General features: G+C 66.9%; 16 protein-coding genes. 5 read left to right on the top strand and 11 right to left on the bottom strand.

Annotated features, from left to right (window positions below):
• Positions 1 to 41 precede the first annotated feature (41 nt).
• The 5 genes from ACOGXD_RS13740 to thrH all read right to left on the bottom strand — a co-directional run bounded on the left by ACOGXD_RS13740 (position 42) and on the right by thrH (position 4,382).
• Complete coding sequence (locus ACOGXD_RS13740) at positions 42 to 665, bottom strand: LON peptidase substrate-binding domain-containing protein (RefSeq protein ID WP_419915585.1); 624 nt, start codon at positions 663 to 665, stop codon at positions 42 to 44.
• Positions 666 to 675: 10 nt separating this feature from the next.
• A complete protein-coding gene (gene dacB, locus ACOGXD_RS13735) occupies positions 676 to 2,148 on the bottom strand; it encodes a D-alanyl-D-alanine carboxypeptidase/D-alanyl-D-alanine-endopeptidase (protein ID WP_419915584.1) in 1,473 nt (490 codons plus the stop codon).
• Positions 2,145 to 3,182 carry an ROK family protein gene (locus tag ACOGXD_RS13730; RefSeq protein WP_419915583.1) on the bottom strand — a complete coding sequence of 346 codons (1,038 nt, stop codon included), beginning with the start codon at positions 3,180 to 3,182 and terminating at the stop codon, positions 2,145 to 2,147. The genes dacB and ACOGXD_RS13730 overlap by 4 nt, the downstream gene beginning before the upstream one ends.
• 28 nt (positions 3,183 to 3,210) lie before the next feature.
• Positions 3,211 to 3,693, bottom strand: coding sequence for a peroxiredoxin (locus ACOGXD_RS13725; protein ID WP_419915582.1), 483 nt, complete (start codon positions 3,691 to 3,693; stop codon positions 3,211 to 3,213).
• 74 nt (positions 3,694 to 3,767) lie between these two features.
• The gene (gene thrH / locus ACOGXD_RS13720; RefSeq protein ID WP_419915581.1) at positions 3,768 to 4,382 is read right to left on the bottom strand and encodes a bifunctional phosphoserine phosphatase/homoserine phosphotransferase ThrH; all 615 of its coding nucleotides are present in this window, start codon (positions 4,380 to 4,382) and stop codon (positions 3,768 to 3,770) included.
• Positions 4,383 to 4,518: 136 nt separating this feature from the next.
• On the opposite strand from thrH, the gene ACOGXD_RS13715 reads away from it, so the two are divergent.
• The 3 genes from ACOGXD_RS13715 (at position 4,519) to ACOGXD_RS13705 (ending at position 8,257) form a co-directional block, all read left to right on the top strand.
• A complete protein-coding gene (locus tag ACOGXD_RS13715; protein ID WP_419915580.1) occupies positions 4,519 to 6,384 on the top strand; it encodes a flavin-containing monooxygenase in 1,866 nt (621 codons plus the stop codon).
• A gap of 127 nt (positions 6,385 to 6,511) precedes the next feature.
• Positions 6,512 to 7,069, top strand: a complete 558-nt coding sequence (locus ACOGXD_RS13710) for a VOC family protein (protein ID WP_419915579.1) — start codon at positions 6,512 to 6,514, stop codon at positions 7,067 to 7,069.
• Positions 7,070 to 7,093: 24 nt separating this feature from the next.
• Positions 7,094 to 8,257: an acyl-CoA dehydrogenase family protein gene (locus tag ACOGXD_RS13705; RefSeq protein ID WP_419915578.1), complete on the top strand. Its 1,164-nt coding sequence runs from the start codon at positions 7,094 to 7,096 to the stop codon at positions 8,255 to 8,257.
• Here the strand turns inward: ACOGXD_RS13705 and ACOGXD_RS13700 are convergent.
• Genes ACOGXD_RS13700 through ACOGXD_RS13685 form a run of 4 tightly spaced genes read right to left on the bottom strand, consistent with a single transcriptional unit; the run spans position 8,254 to position 12,756 of the window.
• Complete coding sequence (locus ACOGXD_RS13700; protein ID WP_419915577.1) at positions 8,254 to 9,714, bottom strand: 2-oxo acid dehydrogenase subunit E2; 1,461 nt, start codon at positions 9,712 to 9,714, stop codon at positions 8,254 to 8,256. The genes ACOGXD_RS13705 and ACOGXD_RS13700 overlap by 4 nt on opposite strands.
• 14 nt (positions 9,715 to 9,728) lie before the next feature.
• Positions 9,729 to 10,769: an NAD(+)/NADH kinase gene (locus ACOGXD_RS13695; protein ID WP_419915576.1), complete on the bottom strand. Its 1,041-nt coding sequence runs from the start codon at positions 10,767 to 10,769 to the stop codon at positions 9,729 to 9,731.
• Positions 10,766 to 11,767 carry an alpha-ketoacid dehydrogenase subunit beta gene (locus tag ACOGXD_RS13690; protein ID WP_419915575.1) on the bottom strand — a complete coding sequence of 334 codons (1,002 nt, stop codon included), beginning with the start codon at positions 11,765 to 11,767 and terminating at the stop codon, positions 10,766 to 10,768. The genes ACOGXD_RS13695 and ACOGXD_RS13690 overlap by 4 nt, the downstream gene beginning before the upstream one ends.
• Complete coding sequence (locus ACOGXD_RS13685) at positions 11,764 to 12,756, bottom strand: thiamine pyrophosphate-dependent dehydrogenase E1 component subunit alpha (protein ID WP_419915574.1); 993 nt, start codon at positions 12,754 to 12,756, stop codon at positions 11,764 to 11,766. The genes ACOGXD_RS13690 and ACOGXD_RS13685 overlap by 4 nt, the downstream gene beginning before the upstream one ends.
• A gap of 215 nt (positions 12,757 to 12,971) precedes the next feature.
• Between ACOGXD_RS13685 and ACOGXD_RS13680 the strand changes: the two genes are divergently transcribed.
• Both ACOGXD_RS13680 and ACOGXD_RS13675 read left to right on the top strand, forming a co-directional pair.
• Positions 12,972 to 14,762 carry an IlvD/Edd family dehydratase gene (locus tag ACOGXD_RS13680; protein WP_419917411.1) on the top strand — a complete coding sequence of 597 codons (1,791 nt, stop codon included), beginning with the start codon at positions 12,972 to 12,974 and terminating at the stop codon, positions 14,760 to 14,762.
• A 42-nt stretch (positions 14,763 to 14,804) separates the two neighbouring features.
• Complete coding sequence (locus ACOGXD_RS13675; protein WP_419915573.1) at positions 14,805 to 15,758, top strand: calcium/sodium antiporter; 954 nt, start codon at positions 14,805 to 14,807, stop codon at positions 15,756 to 15,758.
• A gap of 49 nt (positions 15,759 to 15,807) precedes the next feature.
• Here the strand turns inward: ACOGXD_RS13675 and ACOGXD_RS13670 are convergent, their stop codons facing one another.
• Positions 15,808 to 16,254 carry a cache domain-containing protein gene (locus ACOGXD_RS13670; RefSeq protein ID WP_419915572.1) on the bottom strand — a complete coding sequence of 149 codons (447 nt, stop codon included), beginning with the start codon at positions 16,252 to 16,254 and terminating at the stop codon, positions 15,808 to 15,810.
• 168 nt (positions 16,255 to 16,422) lie between these two features.
• Entirely contained in the window at positions 16,423 to 16,914 is a 492-nt protein-coding gene (locus ACOGXD_RS13665; protein WP_419915571.1) for a cache domain-containing protein, read from the bottom strand.
• Between the last annotated feature and the right edge of the window lie 14 nt (positions 16,915 to 16,928).

Raw genomic sequence — 16,928 nt, 5'->3', positions numbered from 1 at the left:
CTCGCAGGCCGGAGTCTCGTCGAGGCACAGTCATGGCGACGCTACCGTTCGCCCAGCAGTTCTTCTACGCCGTCGAGAATCTCTGCGATGACATCCACCCGGCTGGCGGGGTCGGGGGCGCACAGCAGGCTGTGGCGGTCGAACGGGCCAGCGGGCACGAGCGACGCGAGCTGGAACGACCACGCTGATGCGTCAGCCGGGGCCTCGGCGAGCTGCGCTAGCTGGTCGTCGATGGCGGCCGACTCGGCCGCGGTGACTCCGAGCGCTCCGATCTCAGACGCCCGTGCGCGCAGGCGGCGTAGTCGGGCCACGATCGCCTTGCGCTCCTCGGCGGGCACATCTGCAGGATCGTCGGGCCAATCTGACACCAGCGCCCGGGGATAGGGATCATCAGCCAGCCACTCGACGATCCTGATCCGCCAATCGCCGGTGGCCAGCATCACCCAGCGTCCGTCAGGCAATTCCTGGTGCTGGGCAATGGAGGCCAGGCAACCCACGTCGGCGCGCACATCTCCGCCGCCGACTTCGCTGCCGCGCTCGATCATCACGACGCCGAATGGCTCATCGTTGCTGGTGCACCGCTGGGCGAGCGCCCGGTACCGGGGCTCGAAGATGTGCAGCGGCAGCACAGCGCCTGGCAGCAGCGGCGACCCGAGAGGGAACATGGGTCGAATCTCAGGCGGGGCCACGGGTCAATCCTCGCAGGGCAACGGCGTCTCCCACCGGGTAGCGCAGGAGCTGTCCGGCCAATGACTCCTGCAGTTCCAAGCCGAGGCGGCCCTCAGGCGGCACGCCGTTCAGCATCTGCGCGAACGTCACCGTCCCGCTGTCGGTCTCGATGAACCCGGCGAGAGCGTTCACACCGGTGAGCAGACCGGTCTTGGCATGAAGCCGACCCGCTGCGGGATGCTCGGCGAACCGGTGCGAGAGCGTTCCCGTGCGTGCCGCTACCGGCAACCCCGCCGCGAAAGCACCATCGGTGCCGAAGTGATCCAGGAGTGCCGCGAAGAAGCTGCACGTGACCATGTTCTGGCGATCCAGCCCCGAACCGTCCACTACGGCCGGCCGGGACTGATCGGGCACCAGATCCGACACGATCCGCTCGGCAGCCGCGGCGCCAGCCGGCGTGGAGCCCTCGCCTGCACTTCGCAGACCGATCTCGCGCAGCATCATCTCCGCGGTGGTGTTGTCGCTCTCGCGCAGCATCTGCTGGATGATCTCCACCAGCGGGGGCGATGTGAGGCGAGCAATCTCGCTCATGCCGCTCGGCGCTGCGGACACGTCGATCTCGACGTCCACCGCAACGCCTCGGACCCGCAGCAGGTCCGCCAACGTAGACACGAACCAGCGGGCCGGATGCTCGGCCGCAGACAGTGTTGTCGTGAAGCCAGTGATGCCGTCGTTGAGGTTCAGGGCCGACAGTGGGCCGCTGTTCAGCTGCGTGATGTACCGCTGCGGCCATGTCTCGGGAAATCGCGTTGTGTCGTAGCGAGACTCGTCGGCAATGAGATTGCCCCGCAGCGTCTCGAGGCCGAGCCCGACGAGATCATCAGCGAGGCGTTCCATCGGGGTGCGCAGCTGCGGTTGGCGCCGGTGGGAATCTGCGTAGGACAAGGTCATGATCAGCGGATCACCGCCGCCGACAACCCAGACGGTGCCGTCGAGGACGCCGTCGACGATCTCCGCATCGGTCAGCACCTGAGTGACCAACCGCTCATCGGGATCCACGACGGACAGAGCCGCGGCAGCAGTGATGAGCTTCTGCACCGATGCGGGGATCACCGGATCGGGATTGCTGGAGAACATTTCGACGCCGTCGATCCAGATCGCAAGGCAGTGCGGCTCGGGCCAATCGGAGCTGAAGGCGGTCATCTCGTTGCCGATGTGATGCTGCTGTGCCGCTCGCCACAACGCTTCGGGTGCGCGCTCAGCCCGCAGCAGCGGCAGAGCGGACGTCGCTGCTCCGGTCCCGCCTGCGTCGTCCGGTACAGGCTCATCCAGCGTGGAGGCCAATACGGGAGTACGCAGCGAGGCTGCATGCGTTGCCGCTTCGTCGGCTGACGAGTTCATGCGCACGGCCGCCACCGTGGGCAGCAGGCCAGCCGCTGCCGTCAACAACACCAGCACGGCCGTGCGCAGCGGTTTCACGTCACTCGACTAACAGCGCCGCCCAAGGCGGCACTGTGACCCTGCGCGCCGCCCAAGGCAGCACCGTGACCCTGCGCGCCGCCCAAGGCAGCACCGTGACACTGCGCGCCGCCCAAGGCGGCGCCAAGCGCCGCAGAGAGCTCGCCTGCTTCGGAGGGCACGATCCTGGGGCGCGATTCGGCTGATCGGCCGATGAGCAACGCCGCCACATGTTGGTCGGTGGACGGCGCCAGCAGATCCCAATCCTCGCTGAGCCCGCCGCCGATCACCACCATTTCGGGGTCGGTCAGGATGCACAGATTCGAGATGCCCAGCGCCAGCCAGTAGGCAAACTCATCCAGCACTTCGAGCGCGGCAGCATCACCTTGGCGTGCTGCGGCAGTCACCTCTGGCCCGCGGCATGCGTCGCCGAGTCGCTCGACAGCCATCCGGTCCAGCGCGGAACCGGATGCGTACATCTCCCAGCATCCCCGTCGCCCGCAGGCGCACAGGCGGCCACCTGCCTCGACGATCATGTGCCCAGGCTCGCCCGCCAGCCCACCGGAACCTCGCAGCACCTCGCCGTTCAGCATGAACGCTCCCCCGATGCCCGTGCCGAGCGACACCATGACCCCATTGCGAATGCCGCGCGCTGCACCGGCAGACATCTCCCACCGGGCGGCACAGTTCACCTCGTTGTCAAGGAACACCGGCATGTCCAGCAGGTCGCTGAGTCCTGACCCGATGTCCGCGCCGTCGACATCGGTGAGGTTGGGCGAGACCGTCACGCGACCGTCGAGCGTGATCAAACCGGCCATCCCGACACCAACGGAAACCGGGCGCGATCCGGTGCCGAGCCGTGCCGTCATGTCCGCCAGGGCAGTCATGAGCGGCGCCGCGCCGTCGGGCGTCGGCTCGCGCAGAGTCCGCTGCACGGCACCGTCGTTGTCGGTCACCGCGCCGAAGATCTTCGTGCCGCCGACATCGAAGCCGATGTGCACAGCCGATGCCGCTTCACCGACCACGTCGGCAATCTCCGGCGTGCTGATTGTCATGAGCGCCGGGACGCCCGCCGGGCTCGGATCAGAGCTTGCCCAGAATCGAGGCGCAGCTCGACACGTCGACGGCGCCTGCCGGCTCGACCTCGAGCGCGGTCACCGTCCCGTCCTCGATGACCGCCGCATAGCGCCGCGAGCGAGAACCCAGGCCGAAGCCCGAGCCATCCATGACCAAGCCCATGGCCTCGGCGAAGTCGCCGTTGCCGTCCGCGGCCATCTCGATGCCTTCCGCGCCTTGGGCCTGTGCCCAGGCATTCATGGTCCACGCGTCGTTCACCGAGACACAGACGATCTTGTCGACACCCTTGCCCGCAAGCTCGGACGCACCCTCGATGTATCCCGGGAGATGGACGTTGCTGCAGCCCGGGGTGAATGCGCCCGGCACTGCAAACAGCACCACCTTGCCGCTGCCCAGCATCTCACCGGACTGCACGGGCGCAGGCATGCCGCCCTCGTCCAGTACTCGCAGTGTCACATCGGGAATCTGGTCGCCGACCTCAATCGCCATTGCTTCGCTCCGTCCCTGCTCGTTGTGTGGGGAACATGTGGCTCGCAGCGTATCCGCCGTCCGAGCCCCAGGGCTCAGCGGGTGGCCGGCACCTGCACGCACTCGATCCAGCGCAGCAGGTCGCCGTAGCTGGACACCGACGGCAGGTCCGGATTGGCTTCGGCTACCGCCTCGGGACATCGGAACAGGCTTGCCGCGTCGGCCGCTCTCAGCATCGTGAGATCGTTGTAGGAGTCGCCGATGGCGGTCACGTGGTAATTCAGCGCGCGGTACGCCTCGACGGCACGCCGCTTGGCATCGTCCACCCGACGTCTCCACCCCGCCAAGCGCCCGTCGGCCACGTCAAGACGGTGGCAGAGCAGGTGGGGGTAGCCCATCAATTCCAGGAAGTGATCGTCGAACTGCTCGAACGTGTCCGACAGCAGCACCACGACCCAGCGCTGCCGGAGCTCGTCGAGAAACTCCCGCGCCCCCTCCAGCAGGGGCAGCCCAGCGATCACATCGCGGATCTGCTCGAGCGACACGCCGTGCGTGTTGAGGACGTCGATCCGGTACCGCATGAGCGCGTCGTAGTCCGGCTCGTCACGGGTCGTGCGTCTCAGCTCGTCAATCCCGGTGCGTTGGGCCACCGCGATCCAGATCTCGGGCGTCAAGACGCCCTCCATGTCCAACGCGATGACCCTCTGCACGAGCGCCGATTCTGTCACGCACACAGCAGGCACACGTCTCCGAACGACGCCCAGTTCTTTCTAAGATTGATTAGATATTGCCGCTCGCCCCGGCGGCGCACGACACAGGAGCGAGGCTCGAATGAGCAGCAGCACCATGAGCCCAACCCCAGTGACTGCGATCGCCGAGGCAAGCGAACCGGCAACGCTGGAAGAGGCCTTCCTGCCCGATATCGACTTCGATCCCGACGAGCTGCGCGATCGTTACCGGGCCGAACGCGACAAGCGGCTGCGTGACGACGGCAACGAGCAGTACGTCGAAGTGGTCGGGGATTTCTCCAACTATGTCGACGACCCATACACCGAACGTGTCGAACGCGAGCCGCTCTTCGACGAGGTGGAAGTCGCCATTATCGGCGGCGGCTTCGGCGGTCTGCTGATGGGCGCCGAGTTGCGCAAGGCGGGCTGCGAGAGCATCCGGGTCATCGAGAAGGCAGGCGACTTCGGGGGCACTTGGTACTGGAATCGCTACCCGGGAGCTATGTGCGACGTCGAGTCGTACTGCTACTTGCCGTTGCTCGAAGAGCTGGCATACATGCCGAAGCACAAGTACTCGTTCGCTCCCGAGATCTTCGAGCACTCCAAGGCCATCGCCCGCCACTTCGGGCTATATGACAACGCATGCCTGCAGACCTCGGTGGCCGAGATGCGCTGGGATGACGATCAGGCCCAGTGGATCATCTCCACCGACCGCGGCGACCGGATGCGGGCCCGCTTCGTGGCCATGGCCAACGGGCCGCTCAACCGGCCCAAGCTGCCCGGGATCGCGGGCATCGACTCCTATGAGGGGCACACGTTCCACACCAGCCGGTGGGACTACGACTACACGGGAGGCAACTCCGAGGGCGGTCTCACCAAGCTCGCCGACAAGCGAGTGGGCATCATCGGCACCGGCGCCACCGCGGTGCAGTGCATCCCCCACCTCGGCGAGTCGGCCAAGGAGCTGTTCGTGTTCCAGCGCACGCCGTCATCGATCGATGTGCGCGCCAACCGCGAGACAGACCCCGAATGGGCCGCGTCGCTGGAGCCCGGCTGGCAGCGCCGCCGCATGGAGAACTTCAACATCCTCGTGAGTGGTGGGGACCAGGACGTGGACTTGGTCTCCGACGGCTGGACCGACATCTTCCGCAACCTCACCGGCATTGCGGCCAAGACAGCCGCTCGGCGGCTCGGGCGCCGCCTCACCGGGTCAGAGAAAGGCCGCCTCATGGAGCTGGCCGACTTCCAGAAGATGAACACGGTGCGCTCGCGTGCCGCCGAGGTGGTGGAAGACACCGAGACCGCGGAGGCACTGCAGCCCTGGTACCGGCAGTTCTGCAAGCGGCCCTGCTTCCACGACGAGTACCTGCCGACGTTCAACCTGCCCAGCGTGCATCTGGTCGACACCGACGGCCGTGGCGTGGAGCGCATCACCTCACGGGGCGTCGTGGTCGGCGGCACGGAATACGAGGTTGACTGCATCGTCTTCGCGACCGGTTTCGAGGTGGGCACGACCTACACCCGGCGCGCCGGCTACGACATCATCGGACGGGGCGGCCAGACGCTGTCGGACAAGTGGTCCGACGGGGTCAAGACCTTCCACGGCCTGACTAGCCACGGTTTCCCGAACTGCTTCTTCCTCGGCTTCACCCAGAGCGCTGTGACCGTCAACGTCCCGCATGCGCTAGGCGAGCAGGCCGCACACGTCGTGTACATGCTCAATGAGGCTGCTGATCGAGGATGCACCCGCATCGAGCCCACGATCGAGGCCGAACAGTGGTGGCAGGACGAGATGGCCGACAAGGCTCGTCTCGGTGTGCAGTTTTATGAGGCGTGCACCCCCGGCTACTACAACAACGAGGGCAAGCTCGGGAACCCCAACGGATTCTTCTCCGCGATGTACGGCGCCGGCCCGATCAAGTTCTTCCGCATGCTGGACGAGTGGCGCTCCACCGGCCGGCTGGAAGGCATCGACCTGAGCTGAGCACGTCGAGAGCTCACCGCCCGGAGCAGATCTCCGAACGCCCGATACTGTTGAGGCCCGGCGGCCGCCATCGCCGCTGACGGTCGTACCGGAGAGGTTGTCCGGAAGGGTTACCCGAGGAGTTGTCATGGCGTCGCAAGCCAACGTTCCCCAAGTCCGCCTGCCGACCAAGATGGCTCATTGCGTGTTCCGCACTGACGACATCGCAGCAGTGCGCGATTGGTGGTGCACCGTGCTGGGGGCGCAGGTGGTCCACGAGAACGAGTTCATCTGCTTCATCTCCTATGACGATGAGCATCACCGCATGGCCTTCGTCAACCGGGGCCAGCCGGGTCGCTACGAGTCGCGCAAGGGCACCCTCGAGCACATCGCTTACACCATGGGCACGTTCGGCGACCTCATGGACCACTACGAGCGTCTGCGTGCGGAGGGCATCCTGCCGGTGCGCACCATCAATCACGGGCCGACCACCTCCATGTACTACGCCGATCCCGATGGCAACGGGGTGGAGTTCCAGGTCGAGAACTTCGCGACGATGGCCGAGTGCATCGAGTTCATGAACGGACCGGTCTTCGCGGAGAACCCCATCGGAGTGCTCTTCGACGCCGACGTGCTGCTTGAGCGGTTCCGCCGCGGCGACCCGCTCGCCGAATTGGTTCAGCAAGGCTCAGCTCCGGCTGCGTAACCCCCCCCCGCCCGGAGGCAACCAGTGAGCAACACCGTCCACCGCAACGTCTACATGACCGACGAGCTGCAGGCGATCTATGACCAGACGGTCGCTTTCGTCGCCAATGAGGTCACACCAGTCGGCGATGCCTGGGAGGAAGACGGCCAGGTGCCCCGCGAGATCTACAAGCGCATGGGCGAACTGGAGATGTTCTCGCTGCGGGTGCCCGAGCGGTGGGGCGGGCTCGGCCTCGGCCCTCTTGCCTCAGCGACGTTCGCCGAAGCGCTTGGCACCTCCACCTACGCAGGCTTTGAGGCGAACATCCTGGTGCACACCGACATGGCGTTGCCACACCTGCTCAATGCAGGCACTGATGAACAGCTTGAGCGCTGGCTGCCGTCGATCCAGTCCGGGGACACCATGATGTGCATCGGCGTCACCGAGCCTGACGCAGGATCCGATGTGGCGGGATTGCGCACAACCGCGGTGCCCGACGGCGATGGGTGGCGTCTCAACGGCACCAAGACGTTCATCACCGGTGCCGTGTACGGCGACATCGTCGCACTGGCGGCGCGCACGAACCCCGATGACCGCTACGGGATCTCCATGTTCCTGGTGCCGACCAACGCGGACGGGTTCGAGGTGGCCAACAAGCTCGACAAGCACGGCTGGCGCTGCTCGGACACTGCCGAGCTCGTGCTGCACGATGTGTGGCTGGGGAGCGATCACCTGCTCGGCGAGGTGCACCGGGGCTTCTACGCCGCCATGCAGAATTTCCAGAATGAGCGGATGGTCATCGTGGGGATGGGCATCGGCGCGGCGCAGGTCGCTATCGATCTGACCAACGCGTACACCCAGCAACGCAAGGCGTTCGGCGGTTCGCTCTACGACTTGGGGGCCATCCGCCAGCGCATGGCGATGAATCAGGCCAAGGTCGACGCAGCGCGCGCCTCGATGTACCACGCCGCATGGCTCAAGGAGCAGGGCATCGATGCCACCAAGGAGATGTCCGGCGTCAAGGCATTCGGCGCCGAAGTCGTGAATCAGGTGATGTACGACTGCATGCAATTCCACGGCGGCATCGGCTACATGCGCGAGTCGACCATCGAGCGGATGTGCCGCGACGCACGCATCCTGCCGATCGGCGGCGGTGCCACCGAGGTCATGCTCGAAGAGGTCGCGAAGCGCAGCTACATCGACGGCTAGCGGGATTCGAGCAAGTCTCGTACCGAGCCGGCGAACCGTGCTGCCGGGGCGCCGTCGAAGGCTCGATGGTCCCAGGTCAGTGAGAGGGTCAGGACGGGCCGAGGCTCAGGCGCGGCACCTGCCCACACGGTTTCGTTGCGGATGCGACCCACGCCCAGGATCGCCGTGTTGGGCGAGTTGATGATCGGCGTGAATGCATCGACGCCGAACATGCCCAGGGCAGTCACGGTGAACGTGGCGCCTTGGTAGTCGTCGTATCCGAGTGTGCCGTCGCGAGCCCCAGTGGCGAGGCGCGTGGTCTCCGAAGCGATCTCATCGAGACTGAGCCGGTCGGCGTGGCGGACAACCGGCACGAGCAACCCATCGTCAAGCGCGACAGCAAGCCCGACGTGAATGTCGCCCAAGAGCGCCACCGCATCGTCGGTGACCTGAGAATTCACCCGAGGGTGCCTACCGAGCGCAGCCGCCGCCGCAGCGATCACATAATCCGTGTAGCCCGGCACCACCGCTACGACAGCATCTGCGTCCCCGTCACGCTCGTTGGCGTCATCGCCACGAGCAGCTTCGACGAGGTCAGCCCGCTCTGCTACCACGGCGCTCATGTCGACATCCATCGTGAGCGTCAGCTGGGCCATCGAGCGGAGCGAAGCGCTCATGCGCTCGGCGATCACGCCCCGCATCCCCCGCAGGGGAATCTGTTCGGTCGGGGCCTGCGACAGGGGCGGCGCAGCTGAACCTTCATCGGCGGATCGTGAGCTGAGATCAGCCAGCAAGGTGCGGACATGCGCGGCCACATCGGCACGCGAGATGCGCCCGTCTCCAGCACTGGCGGGCACGCGGCGCAGATCGACGCCGAGCAGATCGGCAAGTTGGCGAGCTGCGAACGTCGCCGGCGGCTGCGCCGGCGCGCCTGGCTCAGGTGCCGCGGATCCCGCGATGCCGGCCGGCCCGGCCGCGGGCGCTGTGGCCAGAGCCTCGTTTGCCGCTCGCACATCGCGCTCGGTGATGCGGCCCTTGGGTCCGCTTCCGGCAACCGTTGCGATCTCAACGCCTAGCTCTCGGGCCAGCCGCTTGGCCGCCGGCGACGCCAGGATCCGCTCGCCCGGCGCACGCACCGGCGCTGTGGGGACAGCTTGCGGGGAGGGCTGAGATGCGGGAACGGCCGCCGCTTGCACGTGCGCAGCGGCCGGCGCTGCATCGGCCGGTGCCGGCAGTTCCTCGCCGGCTTCCAAGAACCAACCGATCTGCACGCCGCAGGGGTACTCCACGCCGATCTCGCCGGTCTGAGCGAGGACACCACTGCCCGAGGCCTCGATCTCGGTCTCGACCTTGTCAGTCTCGACCAGCAGCACTGCCTGCCCTGCGGCGACCTCGGCACCGTCAGGGACGAGCCAGCGCAGGATCGTCCCCGACTCCATCGTCAGGCCCAGCTTCGGCATTGCAAACTCGATGGCCATCGGCGTCCCTTTGCTCAGCCGCCCGCAACCGCAGGTTCGAAGGGGTAGCGCCGTCGCTGTGCCGCCGCAACTGCAGCGCCCACGTCGATCACCTGCGGGCCATCCGGATTGACGCTGACATCCGCCATCTTGCCCCGGCCCAGCACGATCTCGCGTTCTCCGTCCAGGGTCAGCACGCCGGGACCCGACAGCGTGACCGGCTGGCCGAAGCGCAGCTGCTCGCAGTGCGCGATGCCGATGTCTGAATAGCTGCCGGGCATTACGGCCGCCCGGATGAGTCTGTCGCTCTGCGCGCCTCGCGCATTCCGGGATGTGCACCCCAAGCGGACATGCACCCCGCCGACTTCGTTTCTTCTCACGGGTGCGGCGGCCGCAGCGATGGCCGAGAGTCCGACCGAATCCGGCTCGGCAATGGCAGCCACGATCTCGCTCACCGATCCCAAGTCCCAAATGGCGCGTGCTCCCACGAACGCTCCCCGCACCAAGCAAACGTCCACGAGCGCCACCTCCGCGCGCTGGCCTCCCTCTGCCATGACATCGATGATCTTCGCTTGCGAGGTCACCTCGGCAGCGTCGGCGTGACCGCTCGCTACCGCACCCGCGGCGAAACCAGCGACGGTGGCCTCGATCTGGAATGGGAAGACATTGTTGGTGCCGACGGCCAGCGGCACGAGCGGTACCGCACGCCAGCCCGTTGCGACATCTCGCTGGGTGCCGTCGCCGCCGAGCGCAACGATCGCCCCAACGCCCATGTCACGAAACTGTGCAGCTGCCAACTGGGAGTCGCGCCCGGTGTGCCAGCCATGGGGTTCGGCAACCTCCACCGACCCCGGCACCTCCAGGCCCGCCAGAGCACGTTCCCCCAGCCGTGCTCGGTCCCCGCTGATCAGTACACGTTCGGCGCCGCCTTCGACCGCACCAACCACGGCGCGCCGTATTGCACCGATCTTGACGGCGTCTGAGACCGGGGTCGCCCCCGAGGTCAATCGCCTGACGTCTTTGCCGGCCAGCGGGTTCGCGACGATTCCGACTGCTGGGCCGGCAGCCTCGCTCACGCGGCCGCGAGTGCTCGGATTCGCTCGCCGATCATCTCAGCGTTGGGAACCCATTCCTTCTCGAGCACAGGGCTGAACGGCACCGGGCTGAACGGAGCTCCGATGCGCTCGATCGGAGCGTCCAGGTAATCGAAGGCCTCTTCGGCGATCTGCGAAGCGATCTCGCCGCCGAGGCCGCCGAATCGGACGGCCTCGTGCACCACGGCAACCCGGCTGGTCCGCTGTGCCGACTGGACCACGGTGTCCATGTCCAGCGGCTGCAGGGTGCGCAGATCGATCACGTCGCACTCGATGCCTTCCGACGCCAGCGCGTTGGCAGCCGATGTCGCCTCGTGCACCATCCGGCCGTACGTCACCACGGTGATGTCGTCACCTGGTCGCACCACTTCCGCCGCTCCCAAGGGAATCTCGTACAGACCTTCGGGAACCTCGCCTTTCAGTCCCAGCAGGCGCTTGTGCTTCACGAACACCGTCGGGTTGTCGTCGCGGATGCACGAGATGAGCAGGCCCTTGGCGTCATGCGGGTTCGACGGCATGACCACCTTGAGCCCCGGGATGTGGCACAGCATTGCCTCGAGGCTCTGGCTGTGCTGGGCCGCCGCCGACAGCCCGGCGCCGGCGCTCGTGGTGATCGTCATCGGCAGCGTGGCCTTGCCGCCGAACATGTACTTCAGCTTCGCCGCCTGGTTCACGATCTGGTCCATGGCCACGAGCATGAAGTCCATGAACATCACGTCGACGACGGGGCGCAGGCCGCTCACTGCCGCGCCGGTGCCCAGACCCACGATCGCCTGCTCGCTGATCGGCGTGTCCACGACTCTCATGTCGCCGAAGCGCTCGTTCAGCCCGCGGAACGAGCCGAACACTCCCCCAGCCCGGCCCACATCCTCGCCTGCCACGAACACGTTCGAATCGGCGTCCATCATCTGCGCCAACCCTTCGGTGAAAGCTGCTCCGTAGGCGATGCGGCGCTCCTGGGTGTCGGTCGGGGGTGTCATACGGTGGCTCCTGGGTGCGCGGTCTGCGTATAGACGTCAACTAACAGGCTGTCGGGATCCGGCAGCGGGCTCTCCTCGGCGAAGGCGATCGCAGCTTCGATGTCTGCCTCAGCTGCGGCGTGAACAGCTTGGGCGCCGTCGGCGTCGAGCACGCCGGCGGTTGCCAGCCGATCCTCGAACAGCTCGATCGGGTCTCGCTGCTTCCACTGTTCGAGCTCGTCGTCGGATCGGTACTTCATGCCGAGGGTCTGCACGCCATGATGGTTGTAGAAGCGGTAGGTCTTGGCCTCGATGAACGAGGGTCCTTCGCCCCGACGAGCGCGGCTGACGGCCTCGTTGGCCGCTTCCCACACGGCCACCACGTCCATGCCGTCGACGATCGCCCCCGGCATCCCGTAGCCGGCGGCGCGGTCCACCACATCGGTGATGGCCATCGTGCGGTCACGGGGCGTGAACTCGCCGTACTCGTTGTTCTCGCACACGAACAGCACTGGCAGCGACAGCGCAGCCGCCATGTTCGCGGCCTCATGGAATGCGCCGATGTTCGAGGCGCCGTCGCCGAAGAACACCACCGAGACCCGGTCGCTGCCCCGGTACTTGTTCGCGAACCCGGCGCCCACGGCGATCGGCACGCCGCCGCCCACGATGCCGTTCGCACCGAGCATTCCCAGATCGAGATCGCAGATGTGCATGGAGCCGCCCTTGCCCCCGCAGTAGCCGGTGGCCTTGCCCATCAGCTCAGCCATCATCCCGCCGTAGTCGCCTCCCTTGGCCACCAGGTGCCCGTGCCCTCGGTGGGTCGAGCTGATCTGGTCGTCATCGTCGAGGTTGGCGCACACCCCGGCGGCCACGGCCTCCTCCCCCACGTACAGGTGCAGGAACCCGGGCAGCCGGTTCTGCTCCGCGAGCCGGCCGGCGGCTTCCTCGAAGTGGCGGATCCGCACCATGCGCCGGTGCAGATCCAGCAGTGTCTCTGGACTCGGATCCATGCGAACCCCCTCGTGGCACGGCTCCAGCGCGCCTCACCATAGTTCTGGGCCTGTGCGGCGATCACGGCCACACTTGGCGGATCGTTCGCTGGGGCGAGATCTGCGATTCCGTCGCCATCACGGGCGACGCGTAGTGTGGCCCGGTGGCTCCCGAACCAGATGTATCTCCGAATTCCGAACCTCGTTCGATTCATCCCAGCGGGCCCGATCCCGGCATCGGACGCGGCGGCCTGCGCTCCGCAGCCTGGTTCGACATCGAGGGCGATCCGCTCATGTCGGCGTTGTACCTCGAGCGCTACGCCAACTATGGATTGACACGCGAAGAACTCCAGTCGGGCAAGCCGATCATCGGCATCGCCCAAACCGGCTCAGACCTGTCGCCGTGCAACCGGCACCACCTCGAGCTGGCCAAGCGGGTGCGCGAGGGCATCCGCGAGGCGGGCGGCATCGCTTTCGAGTTCGGCGTGCACCCCATCCAGGAGACCGGTAAACGGCCCACGGCGTCGCTCGATCGCAACCTGGCGTACCTGGGCCTCGTCGAGGTGCTGCAGGGGTACCCGCTTGACGGCGTGGTGCTCACGATCGGCTGCGACAAGACCACCCCGGCCTGCCTGATGGCAGCCGCAACCGTGAACCTGCCGGCTATCGCACTGTCGGTCGGGCCGATGCTGAACGGCTGGCACGAGGGGCGCCGCACCGGTTCGGGCACGGTCGTGTGGAAGGCGCGGGAGCTCTACGCGGCCGGCGAGATCGACGACGCCGGGTTCATCGACCTGGTGGCGTCCTCGGCGCCGTCGGTCGGCTACTGCTCCACGATGGGCACCGCCACCACCATGAACTCGCTCGCCGAGACGCTGGGCATGCAGCTGCCGGGCTCCGCGGCGATCCCTGCCCCGTACCGCGAGCGGGCGCAGATGGCGTACCGGACTGGTCTGCGCATCGTCGAGATGGTGCGCGAAGACCTTCGACCGGCGGACATCATGACCCGCGAGGCCTTCGAGAACGCCATCGTGGTCAACTCTGCGATCGGCGGGTCGACCAACGCCCCGATCCACCTCAACGCGATCGCAGCGCATCTCGGCGTGCCGCTCGACAACGACGACTGGCAGAAACACGGCTTCGCAGTGCCGCTGCTGGTGAATCTCATGCCTGCCGGGGAGTACCTCGGCGAGGACTACCACCACGCCGGCGGTGTGCCCGCGGTGGTCGGCGAACTGATGCGTGCCGGGCTGCTGCCGCACCCCGAAGCGCTGACCGCCAACGGCTGCAGCATCGGCGAGAACTGCGCGGACGCCGAGATCATGGACACCGATGTGATCCGCGCTGCCAGTGAGCCGCTCCTGGCCGACGCGGGCTTCATCAACCTGTCGGGCAATCTGTTCGACAGCGCCATCATGAAGACCAGCGTCATCTCCGACGAGTTCCGCCAGCGCTACCTGTCTAATCCCGACGATCCCGACGCCTTCGAGGGCCGCGCCATCGTCTTCGACGGGCCGGAGGACTACCGGGCCAACATCGACAATCCCGAGCTCGGCATCGACGAGCACTGCATGCTGTTCGTGCGCGGGACCGGCCCGGTCGGCTACCCGGGCGGCGCTGAGGTCGTCAACATGCAGCCGCCTGCGGCACTGCTGGTGCGCGGCGTCCACTCGCTGCCGTGCATCGGCGACGGTCGCCAGTCCGGTACGTCAGGCTCGCCGTCGATCCTGAACGCCGCGCCCGAAGCCGCCGTCGGCGGCGGTCTGGCGCTGCTGCGCACTGGCGACCGCGTCCGGATCGACTTGCGGCGCGGCAGTGCCGACATGCTGGTGGATGACGACGAGCTGGCCCGGCGCCGCGCCGAGTTGGACGACGCCGGCGGTTACCCGGTGCCGCCGTCGCACACCCCGTGGCAGGAGATCCAACGAGGGATCGTCAGCCAGTTCGACGAAGGCATGGTGCTGCGCCCAGCAGTGAAGTACCGGGACACCTCGCGCACGCACGGCACACCGCGCCACAACCACTAGCGGCCGGATGACGACACCCGGCGTGCCAGGACGGTCTCAGCGATGATCTGGGCACTGTTGGCGCTGCTGGCGGGACTGGTCCTGCTGGTGGTTGCCGGAGATCACTTCGTAGCGGGTGCGTCGCGCCTGGCGACGGCGCTGCGCATGCGGCCGGCCGTGATTGGCGCAGTGGTCCTGGGATTCGGGACCTCGGCCCCCGAGATGGTCGTGTCGGCGCTGGCCTCGATCAACGACAACCCGGCGCTGGGCGTGGGCAACATCGTGGGCTCGAACGTGGCAAACCTGAGCCTCGGCCTCGGTGTGGCGGCATTGCTGATGCCCATCCCGTTCTCGCGAACGGCGCTGCGCCGGGATGTGCCGTGGTCGGTGGCTACGGCAGCCATCTTCGCCGTGCTCGTAATGGACGACTACCTCAGCCGGCTGGAAGGCGGGTTGCTGGCCATTCTCATGGCAATCACGCTGGTCTGGCTCATCCGCACCTCACGTGATGACGAGCGGCTGCCCGATGCAGGTGGCGCTGCCGGCACCACGGCACGCGACGCCGGGGCAGCGTGGCGCAATCTGGTACGAGCAGTCCTGGGCCTGTGTGGCGTGATCGTGGGTGCCCAGCTCGCCGTGGAAGGTGCCATCGCCCTTGCCAAGCACTGGAATCTGAGCGGCGGATTCATCGGCTTCTCGATAGTCGCACTCGGCACTTCGCTGCCCGAGCTGGCGACCGTCGTGGCGGCGGCTCGCAAGGGCCATACCGAGCTGATCGTGGGCAACCTGTTCGGCTCGAACGTCTTCAACAGCCTCGCCGTGGGCGGGGCGATGGGTCTCGTGGGCGCCGGCGCCATCGACGACCCCTCGCTCACCGGCCTGGGCATCGGGGCGATGATGGCCGTGGTCGTGCTGGCCTACCTGGGTGCCCTGGTGGGCAAGCGCGCCGGACGCATCGACGGCGTCGTACTGCTGGGCATCTACGTCGCCACCATGATCCTGCTCGGCACCGGCTAGCGGGCAGCGACCGGACGACCGCCTGCGTCGCCGACGAGGCAGAACGCGGCTATTCGTACCAGCCGGTGCCCACGAGCAGATCACCTCGTCGGACAACCCAGGAGCGCTTGGGCGCGTCGTCGCCCGTGAGAGGATGGGTGAACAGATAGCTCACCCATGCACCGCCGCCATCCTCGGTGATCCGCGTGAAAGCCTCCCCATAGTCAAAGCCGTTCGCGTCGACAAACTCACCAGTGGTGCCTGCCAAGTCGGGACGTGTCGGCGTCGCCTCGGCATAGAGGGCCCCGTTTCGCTCCTCCATGATGAACACATACCAGGCGCCGTCCACGCTGGCAGGATCGTTGTAACGCTCGACGGCACTGTCTCGGCCGTTCTCGTCGAGATACTCGACAGCCTCGCTGATCAACGTCTGGGCGTATTCGTCGAGTTCGCGTGCCTGAGCCTCGCCCATCACAGGAGCAGACGAACCGCAACCCATGGCCATCAATGCCGTCACGGCTACCACGCTGATCGCTCGGGCCCGGTGCTGCCTCGACCGGCCCATTCCGCCCCGGTCGAACCTGCTAGCCCTGCACACGGCATGAGGTCTTGCGTTCGGGTATCGAGTAGTCGCCATCGAGGGCGGAACCCTAGACGATGCAGTCCCGCCTGGATCGAATGGTGGCTATTCGTACCAGCCGGCGCCGAACAGCACGTCGCCGCGGCGCACCACCCACGAGTGCTTCGGTGCGTCTGCACCGGTCACCGGATGGGTGAACACGTAGCTCACCCAAGCGCCACCGCTGCCCTCGGTCACCGCAGCGAATGCCTCGCCGTAGTCGTAGCCAGTGGGGTCGATGCGGTCACGGGTAGTGCCCACGAATTCGGGCCGTGCCGGATTGGCGACCGTGTACAGAGCACCGTCACGGTCCTCAAGAACGAAGACATACCACGGTCCGTCGGCGCGGCCGGGGTCGTCGTAGTGCTCGATCGTGGCGTCGAGACCGTGCTCGTCGAAGTGGTCGACTGCGTCGCTGACCAACTGCTGTGCGTAGTCCTGAAGCTCTCGCTGCGGTGCCTCGCCCATGGTCGGCGCCGACCCGGAGCACCCGGCAATCGAGACAACGGCAATCGCGCACAGCAATCCCGACCAGCGCCTCACGCCTCGCATCGACATCACCCTCCTTGAAG

Source organism: Candidatus Poriferisodalis sp., from assembly GCF_965204125.1.
Classification (GTDB): Bacteria; Actinomycetota; Acidimicrobiia; order Acidimicrobiales; family Poriferisodalaceae; genus Poriferisodalis.
Note: the sequence above shows the minus strand (reverse complement) of the source record. Positions and strands in the feature narration are given on the sequence as shown.

What these genes read in the sequence shown, in the direction of transcription:
- ACOGXD_RS13730 (WP_419915583.1), bottom strand. Translation starts at nt 3,182, where the DNA reads ATGACAATCAGCACGCCGGAGATTGCCGACGTGGTCGGTGAAGCGGCA.
- ACOGXD_RS13685 (WP_419915574.1), bottom strand. Translation starts at nt 12,756, where the DNA reads ATGGATCCGAGTCCAGAGACACTGCTGGATCTGCACCGGCGCATGGTG.
- ACOGXD_RS13690 (WP_419915575.1), bottom strand. Translation starts at nt 11,767, where the DNA reads ATGACACCCCCGACCGACACCCAGGAGCGCCGCATCGCCTACGGAGCA.
- ACOGXD_RS13715 (WP_419915580.1), top strand. Translation starts at nt 4,519, where the DNA reads ATGAGCCCAACCCCAGTGACTGCGATCGCCGAGGCAAGCGAACCGGCA.
- ACOGXD_RS13710 (WP_419915579.1), top strand. Translation starts at nt 6,512, where the DNA reads ATGGCGTCGCAAGCCAACGTTCCCCAAGTCCGCCTGCCGACCAAGATG.
- ACOGXD_RS13665 (WP_419915571.1), bottom strand. Translation starts at nt 16,914, where the DNA reads ATGTCGATGCGAGGCGTGAGGCGCTGGTCGGGATTGCTGTGCGCGATT.
- ACOGXD_RS13740 (WP_419915585.1), bottom strand. Translation starts at nt 665, where the DNA reads ATGTTCCCTCTCGGGTCGCCGCTGCTGCCAGGCGCTGTGCTGCCGCTG.
- ACOGXD_RS13700 (WP_419915577.1), bottom strand. Translation starts at nt 9,714, where the DNA reads ATGGCCATCGAGTTTGCAATGCCGAAGCTGGGCCTGACGATGGAGTCG.
- ACOGXD_RS13675 (WP_419915573.1), top strand. Translation starts at nt 14,805, where the DNA reads ATGATCTGGGCACTGTTGGCGCTGCTGGCGGGACTGGTCCTGCTGGTG.
- ACOGXD_RS13725 (WP_419915582.1), bottom strand. Translation starts at nt 3,693, where the DNA reads ATGGCGATTGAGGTCGGCGACCAGATTCCCGATGTGACACTGCGAGTA.